Source organism: Paraburkholderia sp. RL17-373-BIF-A, from assembly GCF_046030175.1.
Classification (GTDB): Bacteria; Pseudomonadota; Gammaproteobacteria; order Burkholderiales; family Burkholderiaceae; genus Paraburkholderia.
Map to the genome: position 1 here is coordinate 12,722 of NZ_JARESO010000059.1, position 15,429 is coordinate 28,150.

The window sequence follows — 15,429 nt, forward strand, 5'->3', positions numbered from 1 at the left end:
GGCCCATCGAGCGTAAGTACTCACCATCACGGCGTTAAAACGGAAAACGGAAATGCGCTCGTGCGGGTCACAAAGGAAACCTGTTGTACGCGGCACCAGCGGCAGCCTCGAAGGTCCATGCCTATAAGACGCTTCGCAAGATCACAATCAACTTTATTGATTTGAAAGAGGAGGGTTTTGTGCCATTTCAACCGGTTTCTTTAGTGGAAGATAACGCGTCTGGCAAGTTTCCATCTGGATTGAGGGCTTTATTCAATCAATGTGGCAATAAGCACTACAACGGATCGCTAAGGCTCCTTGACGCCCACCATGCCGAAAAGGTAATACCGATCTTCCATGATGAATGTCTGGAGAATAAACCAGAGACATACGCTCTCCTCCAAAAGGTTCGCAAAGCGATGCGCATCCAACATAATGCCTTTCTCCCTTTTGTCGAAGATGCGCGGTCCGTACATCAGAATGAGCACGGTTATTTGCCGCACAAGGATGATGCCCCGTCCGCGGTCAGTGCTCCTTTCATTCGATACGCCGCGAAGACGGTTGGTGCTCTCCCGCATAATCAGGCAGCAGCAAACGCGACTACCAATGGGCAGTTTATGGAATACACGTGTCAGGACGATCTGTACGTGGAGTGCCGATTTGTCGTCGACTACCGTTTTGGCTTTGTCTACATGACCTTTGGACACTATCATAGGGATTCGTTTGCTTTGCTTATCCGCTCTAGCGCAGAGTTGTATTTCGAGGTTATGCCGACTTTGCCGGCACTGAAGGTGAATTACGCGCAATAGACGAACTTATCGTCTTCGGCACGGTTCGTTTTCCGAAGTGGCCGGATCATATCGTGCCTGTGCGAGACTTTCTGCAAGTTGGATGTGCGATATAGTCCAATGACAGAGTATGTTCCTGAGCGCGCGACCGGTGAGCTGATTGCGCTCGAAGCGAAGCTCTCGGCACAGATGCCGTATCGACGGGCTGCCGCAACAATACGCGAGTTCTTACCTGTAAAGAGCAGCCTGAATCACGTGACTGTTCTGAACACGGCCTTCGCATCGGTACTCGTGTAGAGGCCGTGTAACCAGTAACGCAGACCGGCATGGGCGGCGACCCCGAATGGACTCTGACCATTGGTGGGGGATTCGTCCGGGCCGGCGTAAACCGGAATGTTCGATTTGAGGTGCTAACAGGGCGACTGTCTGCGCAAGGCAAGACGTGTCGCACGTTCGCGTTCGTGCGAGTACCGACCCACGCACCCAATGTCGATCGCGGTATCGCGAGACTCGCCGGCGCCGACGCCTTCCAACCGGCACGTCTTCTTCGATAGTGTTCACGTGTCCACCTATTTAAGTGCACACGATGCTCCCAAGACCTTCAACGTTACTCAAGACGAGATCGCCGGCCGCTTACGCACCGCATCCATTGGACCGATCCGGGAGAAGCAACCGCAAGCTGCCCATGAAGGACTGTGAAAAGGCATTGAGCCGGCGGCACGTCGGGCTGGTCAAGTTGCCACGACAAGTCTTTCGCCACGCTCTGTCGCGTGTGAGTGGTGCAGGACGGCTACTCCTCAACGAGAGCCTCCAGTCGGCCTGCACGTACCGCCTTCACCAGCGCTGCGTGGTCGCGCTCCGTCTGATCTGCATAGGCGAGGGAGAACGCGCCGATGGCCTCGTCAAAGGTGTCACCCTTGCCCAGATAGCCACTGATGGTCGTGGCGTCCCCGGACTTGGCATGGGCGCGGGCCAGGGTCCAGCCGCAGAACTGGGCATAGCGGTTGAGCTGCGCGGCGGTCATTTCATCGAGGACAACCGACATCTTCATGTCCCGCAACTGCCGCACAAAAAAGTCATAGCCTCGCTGTCCCCGCAACCACCCTAAAAAGATGTCGCTGGAGGACTGCATCAGCCGTTGTCCCATGACGACGCGCTGCCCCTGATTTTCATAATGGCTCTTTCCCGCATAGGGTTCGAGCACCGACCGGCGCTGTTCCTTGAACTGGAGCATCAGGGGATGGTCTTCCTCGTCGAAAAACAACCCGATGAAGCACCGGGTGCCGACGCTGCCAATACCCACGACCTTCAGGGCGAAGTCCTCCAGGTGGTAGCGATCCATGAGGACACGGCGCTCGTCGGACAGCGACCGGCGATAGTCGGCGAGTGCCTCACGAACCCGTTCCTCGAAGCCCGGGTCACTGACGTGGTAGAGCAGCGGCGGTTGATCGACCAGGCGGCGTCGTCCAGCCACTTCGCCGGTGATCTTGGGAAAGAGGTTTTCGACAACACGCTGGCGGGCTTTTTCTGCCAGTCGCTCCCGGTATTTTTTGACCTTTTCATCGGGCGCCATCGCAATGAGGGTTTCCATGTCCAGGCGGGTGTACCAGACTTCCAGAGGATTCGTCCGGGAATACTCCCGCAGGCGTTCCCGATATGCGCGCACGCACTCGAGGACGGCTTTCCGGGAATCCGCATCCGGCAAGTCGTTATCGCGCCCAGCAATCGCGAAACTGACGGCCAGCCGTTTCAGATCCCATTCCCAAGGCGCTGGCAGCGTTTCGTCAAAGTCGTTCAGATCGAAGACCAGATTGCGCTCCGGGGTGGCAAACAGGCCAAAATTCAACAGGTGGCAGTCTCCACAGGCTTGCACTCGAAGACCTGTACTTGGGGTAGTCGCAAGATCGTGGGCCATGAGCGCCGCCGAGCCGCGCAGGAACGTGAAGGGACTGCGGAGCATACGGCCATAGCGGATCGGGACCAATTCCGGCAAGCGATCCAGGTTCGATTCTTCCAGTATCTCGATGGGGTCCCGGCGCTGTGCCGATGGTGTCCAGTCGGCGTGGCTGTTGCGCGGCACCCGATCGCGCAACGCCCGACCGGCGGCAAGTCGCTCTGACCGGGAGCGAGGAGCCGGGACATCCTCCGCGACGTTATTGACCCTGACCTTGGCTTTCCCAGGCACCTTCACCATGGTTTCCATGCTCACCTCCTCCTGACCGGCTCGCGATGCGGAGTTCACTCTGGCATGGCGGAGGCCGGCATCCTCTGATCCTGCCGGCCCCGGGCACGTGCCCAAAAATACTTCAGATATCGAGCTTGCTAACCTTCGTGCACCTGCGGTGCGAGGTTAGCCATCAACCCTGCATGGGTGAGCACGGCGGTCCAGCCTTGACTATTGCGAAATTAACCCCCGCCGGCCGACCTGATCAGGAAGGATCACTGACCCACTTCTTTCAGTGTCAGGGAATTCTTCACCGACGTGACGCCGGACACCCCCTTCGCTAGTTCTCCCGCCTTGTCGATCTGGGTCGCGTCAGTGACGGCTCCCACGAGCGTCACTGCACTGCCTTTCGCAACGACGTTGATTCTGGACGTGCCGACACCGCCCTTCGAGAGCGCGACAAGCACTTTCTTGCTGAGTGCGCGATTCGCCTGTCTGGTGGCTTTCGCGCTTCCTCCGCTTGACGGCGCCATACTGGACTGAGTCGACGGCGCAGCGGATTCGCTAGTCTGCGACCACGCATTGACGGATACCACGACGATCAATGCGCCACCCATCAGCTTGAATGTCCTGATTGCTTTCATTTCTCGCTCCTGTTGAGGCACGATAGATCCGGCGGGAATCGCCGGTCTGCATCTGACAACGGACCTTAACCCGACGATCATGCTAGTCGAGTCGTCGACCATTGCGGACGATCACGTTCAGATTCGACTGACTAGTCCCGGTCCTCAAGACCTTTGAGGTGACTCTCCGGTTCCTTCAGAAGAAATCATGGATGGGCGGCTGCAATTCGCTCAGAGTCCCCGGGTCGAGCGAATTGAAAGTCGGCGCCACCGAAGCGCCGCGAACGAATCTGGCCGGCATTTCCGCCGCTATGAACACGATGACGGACCGGTCTTTTTTCGCCTCTGTATTCGCCATTCCTGTCTTCGCGAGTCCCGGGTTCAGGTACTTTCCGGAGTTCCTTTCATAATGTAGGCTGCGGAACAAAAAGCGGCAATGCAACTTTGGTCCAATTCCTGGAGCATCGGGAGCGCGTTACGCTGATCGAATCCACTTTCGAGTCAGCCAATCCGGTGACTGCCGCAACCACCCCCAGTCGCCTCAGCGCGTTGTTCCTATCGCGCCAGACCATACTGACAAATGTGGCGCGCCGAGGCACAACCCAAATTCGGGTTCTCCCTGGTCGGCGCAAGAAGGCCATCTGCTCCCGTGACGTTGGCAGCAAATTTGGTGCTGTGCCCAGTGATCGCCAGAAGATGCAGGACGAACTGGACCGGACCCGGCCGCCGGCGTTAGCGCGTCTCGCGGCGCAATGCCATGCGATTTCTTTCTCATCGATGTGTTTTCGAGGCCGACGTTGTATTCCGCATACGGTCATGCACAGTGGACGAACGGCGCGATCTCATTGGTCCAACGACCTAACAATAGTCTTCACCCCTTACTGTCGAGCGTGAAATCGACCCATAGCTGCTCGGGCAGGCTCTTGCCCTCGAGCCCATGGGGCGGAGGCGGGCACACGGCGTCGCGCACGGCCGCGAGCGCGGCATGGTCGAGCAGGCCCATGCCGCTGGACGTCACGACGTGTGTGTCGGACACTGCGCCGTCGCGATAGACGAACCGGACGAGCGTCCGCCCGGTTACCCCTTCCATGCGGGCCGATTCTGGATAGCGCAGCGCCGCTTCGATCGCGGCGCGCAGCGCGGCATCAAAACTCGCTTCGGGGCGGGCCGGAGCGGGGACGGGCGCTGGCGCGGGACGCGGTGCGGGAGGGGACGCGGGTTCGGCCGGCGCGGCGCTCTGAGCGGGCGCGGTGTTCGGCGCCGGAATCGGCGTGACCGGCTGCGGCTTCGCCGGTGCCGCGTGCGCGACGCGCGCCTGATGTACCGCTGGAGCGCGACGCGGCTCCACGGCCGGTTTCGGCACCGGCTTCGACACTTCGCGCCCGGGGATGCGCGCGGGCTTCGGCGCCTGGGCCGTCGGCGGCGCCAGCGTGATCGTCATCGGCTCGGGCCGCCTCGGCGCAGAGATGCGCGGATGAGTCAGCCATGCGCCGACGCCCGCGAGCAGGAGCGCCTCGACGGCTAGCGCGAGCGTGGCTGACATATAGAGCGGCTTGCGCGTGCCGGGGTGCGGCGCATGCTGCGCGACGGTCGGCATCGACGACATGTCAGTCCACCTTTTCCGGTTGCGCGGCCAGCGACACCTGCGTAACGCCGGCCGCGCGGCACGCGTCCATCACGTTCACGAGCTTCTGCAACCGCACGTCCTTCGCGCCCGCGATGGTCACCACCGTATGCGCCGGATCGGGGCGCTTCGCGAGCAGCGCGGTCAGATCGGCCGTGCTGAGCGTGCGGCCGTCGACCGACACGCTGCCGTCGGCCGCGAGCGTCACCGTCACCTTCGGCGGCGGCAGGCTCTGTGCGCTCGCGGCCGACGGCAGCCGCGTGCGCAGGCCCGCCTTCGGAATCATGTGCAGCGTGATCATGATGAAAAACACCAGCATGAAGAACATGATGTCGATCATCGGAATGATCTCGATGCGCGCCTTGCGTGCCTCAAAGTACTTCACGTCATGCTCCCCGCCGGGCGAGCGACCCGATCACCCCGTGCGGGGTTTCAGTTTCCGCCTCCCGCGCGACCTGGACATCCGGGATGTCGCTCGTCAGGCGATTGACGAGCGCGGTCTTCAGCGTATCGAGTTGATGCACGACGAGTCGCACGCGATTATGCAGGCCATTGAAGAACACGAGTCCGATCATTGCGACGAACAGGCCCGACGCAGTCGCGATCAGCGCCTCGGCGACGCCGCCCGTCACCTGGATCGGCGCGTTGCCCGGATTCGACAGCACCTGAAACGCGTCGAACATGCCGACGATCGTGCCGAACAGGCCGAGCAGCGGCGCCAGCGTGACCGCGGTATCGAGCACCCACAGGAAACGGTCGATGCGGGGAGCCTCGCGCATCACTGCTTCCTCGAGGCTCGCGGCGAGCGTGTCGCGATCGGCGCGTCCGGCGAGCCGGCCCGCGGTTGCGATCACGCGGCCCGTCGGGAGCCCGTCGTGCCGTTGGGCCCAGGCCGCGAGCGCGCTCGCGTTCAGCGTCTTCTGATGGTCCAGTTCGGCAAGCGCCGCGTGCGCATCGCGCGCGACACGATGCAGGAACCACAGCCGCTCGATGACGACGGTCAGTGAGACGAACAGCAGCACGGCGATCACATACAGCACGCCGCCGGAATGATCGGCGACGCGTAACAGGATGTCCATCGACATGATCGATCCTCCTCAAAAATCCGCATGCAGGGAAACGTAGGCGGCCAACGGCGCGCCGAGGTAGGCGCCGACCACGTTGGTGGCGATGTAGTAGCGCTGGTTGGTGACGTTGTCGATGTTCAGATCGACCCCCCAGTGAGGTTCCGCGTAACCGAACTGCAGGTTCTCGATCAAAGAGGCAGGCGCCCAGTCGTAGCCGTTGGCGAAGCCGTTCGACATCCGGCTCATGTAATTGATGCCGGCACCCGCATGAAAGCCCGCCCTGCCGAAGAGACTGAAGCGATACGTCGTCCACAGGTTCGCCATATAGGCGGGCACGCCCTGCGGGACCGTACCGACTGCGCCAGGAGTGTCTGGGCTATAAGTGATACGCGCGTGCTGCGCGGTGAAATTCGCGTACACGTGCCAGTTCGGTGTGAGATCCGCGTCGAGCGAGGCCTCGGCGCCGCGTGTGCGCTGCGAATCGAACGCGATCTGGTCGTCGCCGAACGGGGTCGCCACGTGTTCCCGCTTCACGTCGAACAGCGCGGTGTTGAGCACGTAGCGCCCGTCGTCGAGCGACCACTTTACGCCTAGCTCGTATTGCAGCGCCGATTCCGGCGGGCCGATGGAAAACGCATCGTTCTCCGAGTTGAAATTCGCGAGGTAGCTGCGCGATACGCCGAAATACGGTGTCATCCAGGGCGTGACCTTGTACAGCACGCCGGCGTTCCAGCTGGTCGGCGCATCGTTGCGCGTATACGTATTGCCCTGAACCAGTGTGATGCCGTCGTTGGCGGTACGGTTCGGCTCGCCGGGGAGCGGGTTCAGGGTCAGCGACGTATCGAACCAGTCCTTGCGCACGCCCGCGCGAATCTTGAACTTGTCCGTCACGTCCACCTGATCGGTCGCGTAAATGCTGTAGAAGTTCGCGTACACATGGTCGTTCTGGCACGAGTGAGAGGGCGCGCACTGGAAATGCAGGCTTGCGATGGACGTTTCCGTCGGAACCGGCGCGAAGATGTCCTCGATGTCCGGAAGGTCTGCCGTCGCCTTCACCGTGTTGAGATCCTGGTTCAGGTATTCGAAGCCCGTCAGCAGCGTATGGTGGATGCTGCCCGTCGAGAATTTCCAGACCGGCTCCAACTGGTAGTCGAGCGTGTTGAGCGAATCGTCCTGATCGCGCAACTGGCGGCCGGTGAATGTGTTGCCCTTGACCTTCGCGTGCGTGCTGTCGCCGTTGCTGTAGAAGTCCAGCGTGTGGTGCATGTACGACAGACGATTGTTGATCGTCAGGTAGTCGCTGATGCGCCACTCGTCCGTGAGCGTGGCGCGTACATCGTTGCCGTGTGCGTTCGCGAACGGCGTCGAATATTTGGCGTCGAACGGGACATTGCGGATCGGCGCCCCCTTGTAATAGATCATCCCGTATGAGTCGGGCGTTGCCATATAGTCCTGCGCGTCGATCGAGAACTCGATCTTGTGGTCGCCGATTTTCCATTGCAGATCGGGACGGATTTCCTTGTTCCACGATGCGAGGTCGCGGTAGCCGTCGGAGCGGCCGGCGCCGGCGTCCACGCGATAGTTCAGTCCGTCGATGCCGGTTGGACCGGTGACGTAGCCACTGGCGTTAACGGTACCGAACGAGCCGGCCTGGATATTGCCGCCCCAGTGGAACTGCGCCGACGGCGTGTAGTGGATCAGGTTTATCGCGCCGCCCGGAGGGCCGCTGCCGAGCAGCGCCGACCCCGGTCCTTCGAGCACTTCGATGCGCTCGACGCCCAGCAGCGAATGCGTCGGGCCGTTGACCTGGTCGCCGTCCGAGAAGCCGTCGTCATAGGTCTGCGCCTGCAGGCCGCGGATCATGAAGTGGTCGGTGAAGCCTTTCGAATCGGTACCGCCATAGTTCACGCCGGACACGTTGCCGTTCCGGATCGCTTCCTGCAACGACGTGACGCCTTGTTCGTCGAGAATTCCGCGCGGAATGACCTGCACGCTCATCGGCAGGTCGCCGAGCGCGGTACCCGTCTTGCTGACGCCCGTGACCTGATACGGGTCGTTGACGTTATGGTCGCGCCCGGCCGCGGCCGTCGCAGCGGTGACGGATATCTCGCCGAGCGTGCTCGCGGGTTGCGTCTGCCGGGTTGGCGTCTGTTGACCTTGTGCTTGCTGAGGCTGTTCCTGTTGAGCTTGTTGAGCCTTCGCCAAATTGGGGAATGACAAAGTGGCAAATAGCGCCGATATGGCAATTGCGGTTCGGGACCTGGATACGTTCGTTGGCTTCACGCGGTGCTGGCTATTGTTGGAGACGGTAGTGAGAAGGTCGGCGGGTGGCCGTCCGTTGGGACAGCGACCCGCCGTGACTGGCTACTTCGGATCTCGCGCATCAGGCAGTGCAAGGCCGCCCGATGCACTGGAACCGGACCACGCGACGACCTGCTTAATCGTCGTCGTCGTCGACAGCGGCGACCGACTTCGAACCGTCGGCTGCGGCCTTCGAGTAGATCGAGTGCGGGACGGGATACGGCTTGTCACCCATCACGCCCTTCCACTGCACGCGATTGAACAGATCCGGCGGAATACGATCTTCTTTGGAGAAGTCGAAGTCCTTCGTCGCGTTCGCCCAGTACGTCGCGTCATGCAGCGGATGAATGTCCTCACCTTGGGCAAACTGGTTGCCGTCGGTGCCGCTCGCCACGTTGCCCACGTTCGTGTTTTTCAGAATCGTCGAAGCAACGGCCGTGTAGGTCCACGAACCGTCCGACTTCGTGTCGAAGAGGTCGGTCATTGGACGCGCGTACGCCGTGTTCAGGTCGATATGCTGGGTACCGAGCAGGTCTTCCATGGTACGGAGCGCGTTGACCTGGCTGTAGGCGGTGCTGACGACGGCGTGCTTCTTCACGTACGCACCGACGACGTAAGCGGGCGAGCGGTGCGAGTCGACGTGATCGGAACCGGCTTGCGAGTCATCCTCGACCACCACGATCAGCGTGTCCCGCGCATACGGGCTGTGCGCGACGGTTTCGACCAGCTTGCCAACTGCGAAGTCGTTATCGGCTTCTTCCTGCTCAGCCGAACCCATCTGGCCGACGTTCTGGGCAAAGCTGCCGGTGTGGTCGGAGCCCATGCGGACCATTTCAAACGACGGGAGCTGGCCGTTCGCGACGTACTGCTGGAACTCGCGGTTCCATTCAAGTTCGCGGAAGGTGTCGGGATAGGCCTGGTCGAAGCCGCGGTAGTACTGGTCCGTCAGGTTGACGAGCGAAGGCTTGAGCGGGTGAGCCTGGACGATGTTGGCACCGGCCGGATTGAGCAGCGGGCTGGCGATCGTGCCGATCGAGCCAACGTTGTTGACCATGCCGCCGTAGTTGCGGACCGCACCGCCGGCTTGCAGAACCGCGTCGTAGATGCTCGCTTTCTGATAGCCGAACGGCGCATCCGGCACCGACACGTCAGCGCTGCCCGGCAGCGCGTTGGCCGTGCCGCCCGACAGCGACGACGTCGCGCTCGTGAAGCTGCCATTCGTGGCGAAGTCGCGCATGGCGGTGGTGGGGAGGCCAACCGGCAGACCGCGGTTGGAGCCTTCGGATTCATACGCCATGCCGCGGCTGACGCCAGCGTAGTTCTCCTGCTGCGAAACTTCCTCGGTCGGCGTGACGTGCGCGTGCTGCACCCACGACCAGCCGTCCATCGAACCGTCGCCGGGATCGGTGAAGTTGTCGAGCGTGACGAAGTTGCTGGCGATGTTGTGGAAGTTCGGCGTGGTGGCCTTGCCGTACATCGTCAGCGTCGGATCGCCGTTCGAGCCGTTGCCGAGGTCGCCGAGGATCTGGTCGAACGTGCGGTTTTCCTTCACGACGTAGATCACGTGCCTGATGCGAGCGCGCAAGAAGTGCATCGTCTCGCGATCGCTATCCGACTCCTTCTCCGAGTAGTGGTTATTTTCGTCCACCTGGGTGGTCAGCTGGGCGAGCACATCGCCCGTCGGGACCGGAGCGCTGACGAGACTGCTCTGTTCCAGGCCGAACTGGTACTGGGCCGTGGTACCCGAGGTATAGAGAGGGTTCGGGCCCGTGACCGACTTGCCGTTGATGAGGTACATCTGTGAGCCATCGGCGCTCAGCGTGATGTCCTTCGGCGCATAGGCGGTCGGGATCAGACCGTTGACGTGGTAGCCGTTCTCGCCAGTGAGCGAGATCACAGCGATCGAGTTGTCGCCGTTGTTGACCGCATACAGGGTCTTGCCGTTCTTCGATACGGTCACGTTGACCGTATCGCGGCCGCTGTATTTCTTGTTATTGCCGCTACCCCGGTCGTTGCCGTCGCCATTCTGGCTGGCGATGTCGATCGTTTTCTCAACCCTGTGGCTGGCGGTATCGATGACGGCGACCTGGTCGGTGTTCGATACGGCGACGTAGAGCTTAGACTGATCGGGCGAGAAGGCCATGCCGTATGCATTGCCCTTCACCGGGATGCGCGTGATGAATTGCGGCGCGGCCGGGTTCGCCAGGTTCAGCACCACGACTTCACGGTCACGCACCGACGAGATGAACGCGGTCCCGTCGGCCTTCAGCGAAACCGCCCACGGGTATTCGCCACCGGCGACACCCTGCTGGCCCGACGTGTTGAACGGACGCAGGTCGTATTCGGAAACGAGCGTGTTCGAGCCCGTATCGATGATGGAGATTGAGTCGTTGTAGTTGTTGACAACGACCAGGTTCCGGCCGTCAGCGGAGACAGCGAGGCCGCCAGCGTTCGGCTTGACGCCCGAACCGATACCCGTCGTGTGGTTCAGTGCGATGGCCGCGGTCTGGGACCATTGTGCCGACGGGGCAGTCGAAGCGCGGTTGTACACATAGACCTTGTCGTCGGCGCCGCCGGTGCCGTACAGGGTCTGGTTGCCGTTCCAGGCGAGACCGTCGAACGCGTTGTTCTGGTGAATGACTTGCGCCAGCATCGGGCGGGCCTTGTTCGCGCCCGACACGTCGTAGATGAAGATGTACTGGGTCGAGTCAGCCTTGTCCAGTGTGCTGTTGTTGGCGCCCGTGTAGACGGTGTTGTAGCCAGCGGTGATCACGGCCAGCGTGTTGCCGTCCGGGCTGAGCTGCGACTTGATGGCACCGCTGACCACTTGGGTCGACTTGGCCGAAAGCTGCGGATTCAGCAATTGCTGGACGGCGCCCGGAATGGCTCTCGGGGAGATGAACTGGCCGGTCGGCAACAGTTCCATATTGCTTTGAGGTGCTGCGCTTGCTTGAAGGGTTGGGAAGAGTATAGAGCCGGTAAGCAATCCTAATGTAATGCTAGACTGAACCAGTCTGCATTTTTTCATTTCATATCTCCAGAAAACAAACAGAATTGAAATCTCTGCTCCTGAACTGAACGTCTCAGATCTGTTCTGTTACCCCTGATCTAAAATTGGAGCTGCTTGTGCTGAGCGTTTCTGAGCCTCAGCCAGAAAAATCTATCGTTTGCATATGTCAGAGACGTGAATCAAGACGTGGCGAAAAAAAATGCGGATCGACGGGTTGTATAAGAAAATTGTTATTCGGATTTCCGAAATTTGTGCCTTTATAAAAAAAGCCTCTCGATGTATGCACTTTTTTCCGAAAACTAAAGACCCACTCATTCGCTTTACTCAAAAAATTACCGGAGATTGAAAATACTTCGCAGTCTGCACTATGCGTAAATAGAGTGATTTTCTTTCTCACAACTGGCTGCCAGTTTTTGCGGGTCATCGAGCGGATCTTTTCGGGCACGGTACATAAACTGGTTTCGTCGCAATAAGGACGGTTGGGCGAAACCAGCGAATGAATTGCGCTGGTTTATGAAACCAGGGAGTAGAATTGCTGTGCGACGGACAAGCGAATGCCTTTGGGGCATGTCATCTGCCCTTGGCGATCATGTCAGCGATGTAGAGCGGATGCGCCGGGCGATACCCAGGCCGAACTTCACCGACCAGCTTCGCACCGTTTCATAGATAAGGTCAATGCCGCAAGCTGCCAGCAACTCCTCAACCATACGCAGGCTCAACTGAAAACGGTAGTACAGCCACACCGCATAACTGATCGCGTCGGGCGGAAATCGCTAGCCGGCATAGACATAGCGTCGTTGGCAGGTGCGCTGTGTTGGAGAGCAGTCCGTTTCATACCCGCAATTGTCGCTGCATTTCCGCCAACATCCCAGGAACGTGACAGTATCCGCGCAAGACAAGCGGCAGGCGCGCATACAGGTTTTAAAGTGTGGGAAACCGTGACCGGCAACGCAACGTTGGATCGCCTTGCCGCACAAATCAGGAATGCTGATGTTCAAAGTCTTCGCCCGCTCGACCATCAACAACGTGACAGTACACGCGCCGCGCGGTGGTCATGTGTTATTGAACGTTACAAATTGATTAAAGCGAACGTTTTTTGTTGACCGACAACTTTAAGAATAATTGCGTTGCGATGCTGCATCGCTTCTCTTGATAGTAAATTGCATTTACAGCCGACCCTGCTTCATCAGCATCCGCTAGCACGGCCGCGCACGACGTACCCTGACGTGTAAGCCGGGAAAACCAGCGCTGCGCATGGGACACGATGGCACCACGGAAGCGGGCGCGAGTGAGTTGGACGACGCCAAACCATTCAATTATGAAAGGTTCTTTATTAGCAATAATATTGACACAGGACCCTGTTATGCCCATTGCAAATCAGGATTCAACGGGCGGATAGCTCGAATTGCCGCGCTGCAGCTAGGGGATTATCCTGAGATGATGAGGCAATATTGTTGACTAATATTATTAATAGTTGAGATTGCTGGCGCCTGGCCGGCATCGTGCTCCCTCTGCCTGGCGAGTCGCGTCACGCAGCAGAACATTCTCCAAATCGCCGGGAACGAGTGACGGTTCCGCACACTATCTGCTTGATCGGTGATGATTCTGTGCAAATCAGTTTGCATAACTAAGTTTATGAAGTCTAACCCGAAGCACGGTTTGATAGGAGGAGGTCATGATGTCCAGAGGAGTTGGATTGATTTCTGTTTTGCTGGCGGCGACTGTTGCACTCGCTGCATGCAATGGAGACAGCGCCGGCACATCTGCGGCGCAAGGCGTGGCGAACACGAGTGCGTCACCGACGTCATCAGCGAACATTGCATCGCAGCCAGATAGCAGTGCAGTAACGGAAGCGGCGAATGCGCTTCCGTTACCTTGCGACACTGCCGCAGCGGCCAACACACCGTGTTCCGCGGCTCACAGCGTGACACGCTTACTGACAAGGAGTTATAGAGGCCCGTTGTTCCAGCTTCAACGGGCCTCTGACAATGCAAAGCAGGACATCTACCCTTATACGTCGAGCACCTTGCCGAACGGCGGCGATCGGCAGCAAATCGGTTCGGCCAATGTCAGAAGCGCAAACGCGTTCTGCAACGATACGTCCTGCGCCGTCTCATACATTTACGATCAGATCGACTCAGTTGCGGCCCTCAAGGGAGGCGCGTTTGGTAACGTGCCCGCCGTTCTCACACTCAATCAGGACGGCACAGAATCACTGACCCTTGCGAGTAGCGCTTCAGGATCGAAGAAGACGACGACCGTACCGGTCATCAACGGCTTTGCGACGATCACGCTCCCAGGGACGGGTGGGACACTGACTGTGCAGTTGTCGCAGCCGCCCACCGCGCTGACCGCGCAGTCGCCCACTCTGCAGGTATCGATCGGTAACGATTTGCCGGCGCACGGCACGCCGGCGAAGCTGGGTTTCATACCGCTCGAAGGCGCGCAGATTCCAGCGCTGAATACGTTGGGGGGACAAGCCTATCGGAACCGGTTCGGCACAGTGAACCAGTCGATCGGCGATACCGAGATCGCCGAGTATATGGTGGCCGGCGCACATTACAGCCAGTCCTCTACGTGTTGCGGCACGTACGGAAACATGGAGAACAGCGCTAACCCCAGCACCTTTGCTCATGGCGAAATCGAGGGCGAGATGTTTGCGCTGGCGTTCTCAAACGGCAATGCAGCGGTGTTCGGCTATTGTGATGGTGATTCGAATCAGCCACCCAATGCGAAGGATCCGGTATGTAACGGACTGGATATCAACTGGCCGGGCGTCGATGCCGAGGCGGGGGTCTATCTGTACGGCCCACAGCAGCCCAAGAATGAAAAGTTTGTCACGGTACTTTCCAAGTATTCGCCGGTGAACGCATCGAATATTTTCGTCGTCAAAGGCGGTTCTGCTTCGCAGAGCGTGCTCACCCCGCTCTTTGATCAGGCTCCGCCAGAAGCCCTTAACTTTGGCGGCGATGCGGGCCATGCCTTCAACGGTCAATGGCAAGGCGGTCTTTCACTTGGTGAAGGGGGCGACGGCAGCGCTGCGCCGATTCAGTTCTTCGAAGGCGCGATCATCACCAAGGCGACATCCGACGTGACGGACAACGGGATCCAGTCCAGCATTGCGAGCTTCTACGGGCCGCCGGCCAATAAGACTTCGGCCGCCTGCTACGCGAACAATCTGGTGAATTCGCCGCTGAGTCTTGCAATGCCAGATGCATGGAGCCAGCAAAATGGTGGCACCGCTGTGCCTGCGACTGATATCAGCGGGAACAGCAAGCATGCGGCGACGGTCATCGGTACGAATGGCTCGTCGGTTGCGAATATCCGCGAAATCATCCGGGTTCAGGGCGGCCAAACCTACAGTTTCACGGACTACGTTATGGCTACCTCCAACGCGACGGTCTTTCCCGGCGGATCGATCCAGACCGATGACTCAAGCGGCACGGAATTCGGATGGGTCGTCAACACGAATACGGGGCAGGTCGTGAGGGGAACATGGGGCGCCGGACAAGCGACCTCGCTGAGCGCGGTGCGAGCGGGCAAGTGGTGGAAAGTGACGATGACCTTCACCGCGCCTGCGGGATCGAATAACGCATCTGTTTTTATCGATCCACCCACGTCGAGCGCCGCTGGAAACCGGTCGCAGCAAGCGGCATTTCTCAGCGCAACGCATTATTGCCCAAGCCTGGCAATTCAGACTGCTTCAGGAATGTAGCGCTCGAAGTGTGCGAACGGTGGCGTCCAGCGCATGGGCGCCACCACGTTTGTCGACGACGCAGTGGACAGCGTTGACGTTCGCACACCGATGGCCGCGAATGTCAGGTCTCACCGTCAGCGAATGAGCGCTCCCGATCCAACTCAGACGTTCCTGTC

At 59.7% G+C, this 15,429-nt stretch carries 9 protein-coding genes and 2 pseudogenes; 3 read left to right on the forward strand and 8 right to left on the reverse strand.

The genetic code is table 11. The features are described from left to right. Window positions 1-83: 83 nt before the first annotated feature. Both P0D80_RS40065 and P0D80_RS40070 read left to right on the forward strand, forming a co-directional pair. On the forward strand, window positions 84-788 hold the full coding sequence (locus P0D80_RS40065; protein ID WP_408291994.1) for a hypothetical protein: 705 nt from the start codon (window positions 84-86) through the stop codon (window positions 786-788). After that, a pseudogene (locus tag P0D80_RS40070) lies at window positions 776-1,234 on the forward strand (ISKra4-like element ISBte2 family transposase); the annotation flags it as partial. The gene P0D80_RS40065 and the pseudogene P0D80_RS40070, both read left to right, overlap by 13 nt. A gap of 323 nt (window positions 1,235-1,557) precedes the next feature. On the opposite strand, the gene P0D80_RS40075 reads toward P0D80_RS40070, so the two are convergent. The 8 genes and pseudogenes from P0D80_RS40075 to P0D80_RS40110 all read right to left on the reverse strand — a co-directional run. Beyond that, window positions 1,558-2,970 (reverse strand): DUF2252 domain-containing protein, encoded by a 1,413-nt coding sequence (locus P0D80_RS40075; protein ID WP_408291996.1) that lies wholly within the window; start codon window positions 2,968-2,970, stop codon window positions 1,558-1,560. Between the two features lie 236 nt (window positions 2,971-3,206). Continuing rightward, window positions 3,207-3,575, reverse strand: a complete 369-nt coding sequence (locus P0D80_RS40080) for a BON domain-containing protein (protein ID WP_408291998.1) — start codon at window positions 3,573-3,575, stop codon at window positions 3,207-3,209. A gap of 850 nt (window positions 3,576-4,425) precedes the next feature. Next, window positions 4,426-5,160 (reverse strand): energy transducer TonB, encoded by a 735-nt coding sequence (locus P0D80_RS40085; RefSeq protein ID WP_408292000.1) that lies wholly within the window; start codon window positions 5,158-5,160, stop codon window positions 4,426-4,428. Window position 5,161: 1 nt separating this feature from the next. Further along, on the reverse strand, window positions 5,162-5,563 hold the full coding sequence (locus tag P0D80_RS40090) for an ExbD/TolR family protein (protein WP_408292002.1): 402 nt from the start codon (window positions 5,561-5,563) through the stop codon (window positions 5,162-5,164). 1 nt (window position 5,564) lies between these two features. Continuing rightward, complete coding sequence (locus tag P0D80_RS40095; RefSeq protein ID WP_408292004.1) at window positions 5,565-6,263, reverse strand: MotA/TolQ/ExbB proton channel family protein; 699 nt, start codon at window positions 6,261-6,263, stop codon at window positions 5,565-5,567. A gap of 12 nt (window positions 6,264-6,275) precedes the next feature. Further along, window positions 6,276-8,465 carry a TonB-dependent receptor gene (locus tag P0D80_RS40100; RefSeq protein WP_408292006.1) on the reverse strand — a complete coding sequence of 730 codons (2,190 nt, stop codon included), beginning with the start codon at window positions 8,463-8,465 and terminating at the stop codon, window positions 6,276-6,278. Window positions 8,466-8,682: 217 nt separating this feature from the next. After that, on the reverse strand, window positions 8,683-11,472 hold the full coding sequence (locus P0D80_RS40105) for a bifunctional YncE family protein/alkaline phosphatase family protein (RefSeq protein WP_408292008.1): 2,790 nt from the start codon (window positions 11,470-11,472) through the stop codon (window positions 8,683-8,685). Between the two features lie 689 nt (window positions 11,473-12,161). Continuing rightward, window positions 12,162-12,311 (reverse strand): annotated as a pseudogene (locus P0D80_RS40110) (IS6 family transposase); the annotation flags it as partial. A gap of 923 nt (window positions 12,312-13,234) precedes the next feature. Here P0D80_RS40110 and P0D80_RS40115 point away from each other — a divergent pair. Next, the gene (locus P0D80_RS40115; protein WP_408292044.1) at window positions 13,235-15,271 is read left to right on the forward strand and encodes an arabinofuranosidase catalytic domain-containing protein; all 2,037 of its coding nucleotides are present in this window, start codon (window positions 13,235-13,237) and stop codon (window positions 15,269-15,271) included. Window positions 15,272-15,429 lie beyond the last annotated feature (158 nt).

What these genes read in the sequence shown, in the direction of transcription:
- P0D80_RS40075 (WP_408291996.1), bottom strand. Translation starts at nt 2,970, where the DNA reads ATGGAAACCATGGTGAAGGTGCCTGGGAAAGCCAAGGTCAGGGTCAAT.
- P0D80_RS40080 (WP_408291998.1), bottom strand. Translation starts at nt 3,575, where the DNA reads ATGAAAGCAATCAGGACATTCAAGCTGATGGGTGGCGCATTGATCGTC.
- P0D80_RS40085 (WP_408292000.1), bottom strand. Translation starts at nt 5,160, where the DNA reads ATGTCGTCGATGCCGACCGTCGCGCAGCATGCGCCGCACCCCGGCACG.
- P0D80_RS40095 (WP_408292004.1), bottom strand. Translation starts at nt 6,263, where the DNA reads ATGTCGATGGACATCCTGTTACGCGTCGCCGATCATTCCGGCGGCGTG.
- P0D80_RS40105 (WP_408292008.1), bottom strand. Translation starts at nt 11,472, where the DNA reads ATGGAACTGTTGCCGACCGGCCAGTTCATCTCCCCGAGAGCCATTCCG.
- P0D80_RS40115 (WP_408292044.1), top strand. Translation starts at nt 13,235, where the DNA reads ATGTCCAGAGGAGTTGGATTGATTTCTGTTTTGCTGGCGGCGACTGTT.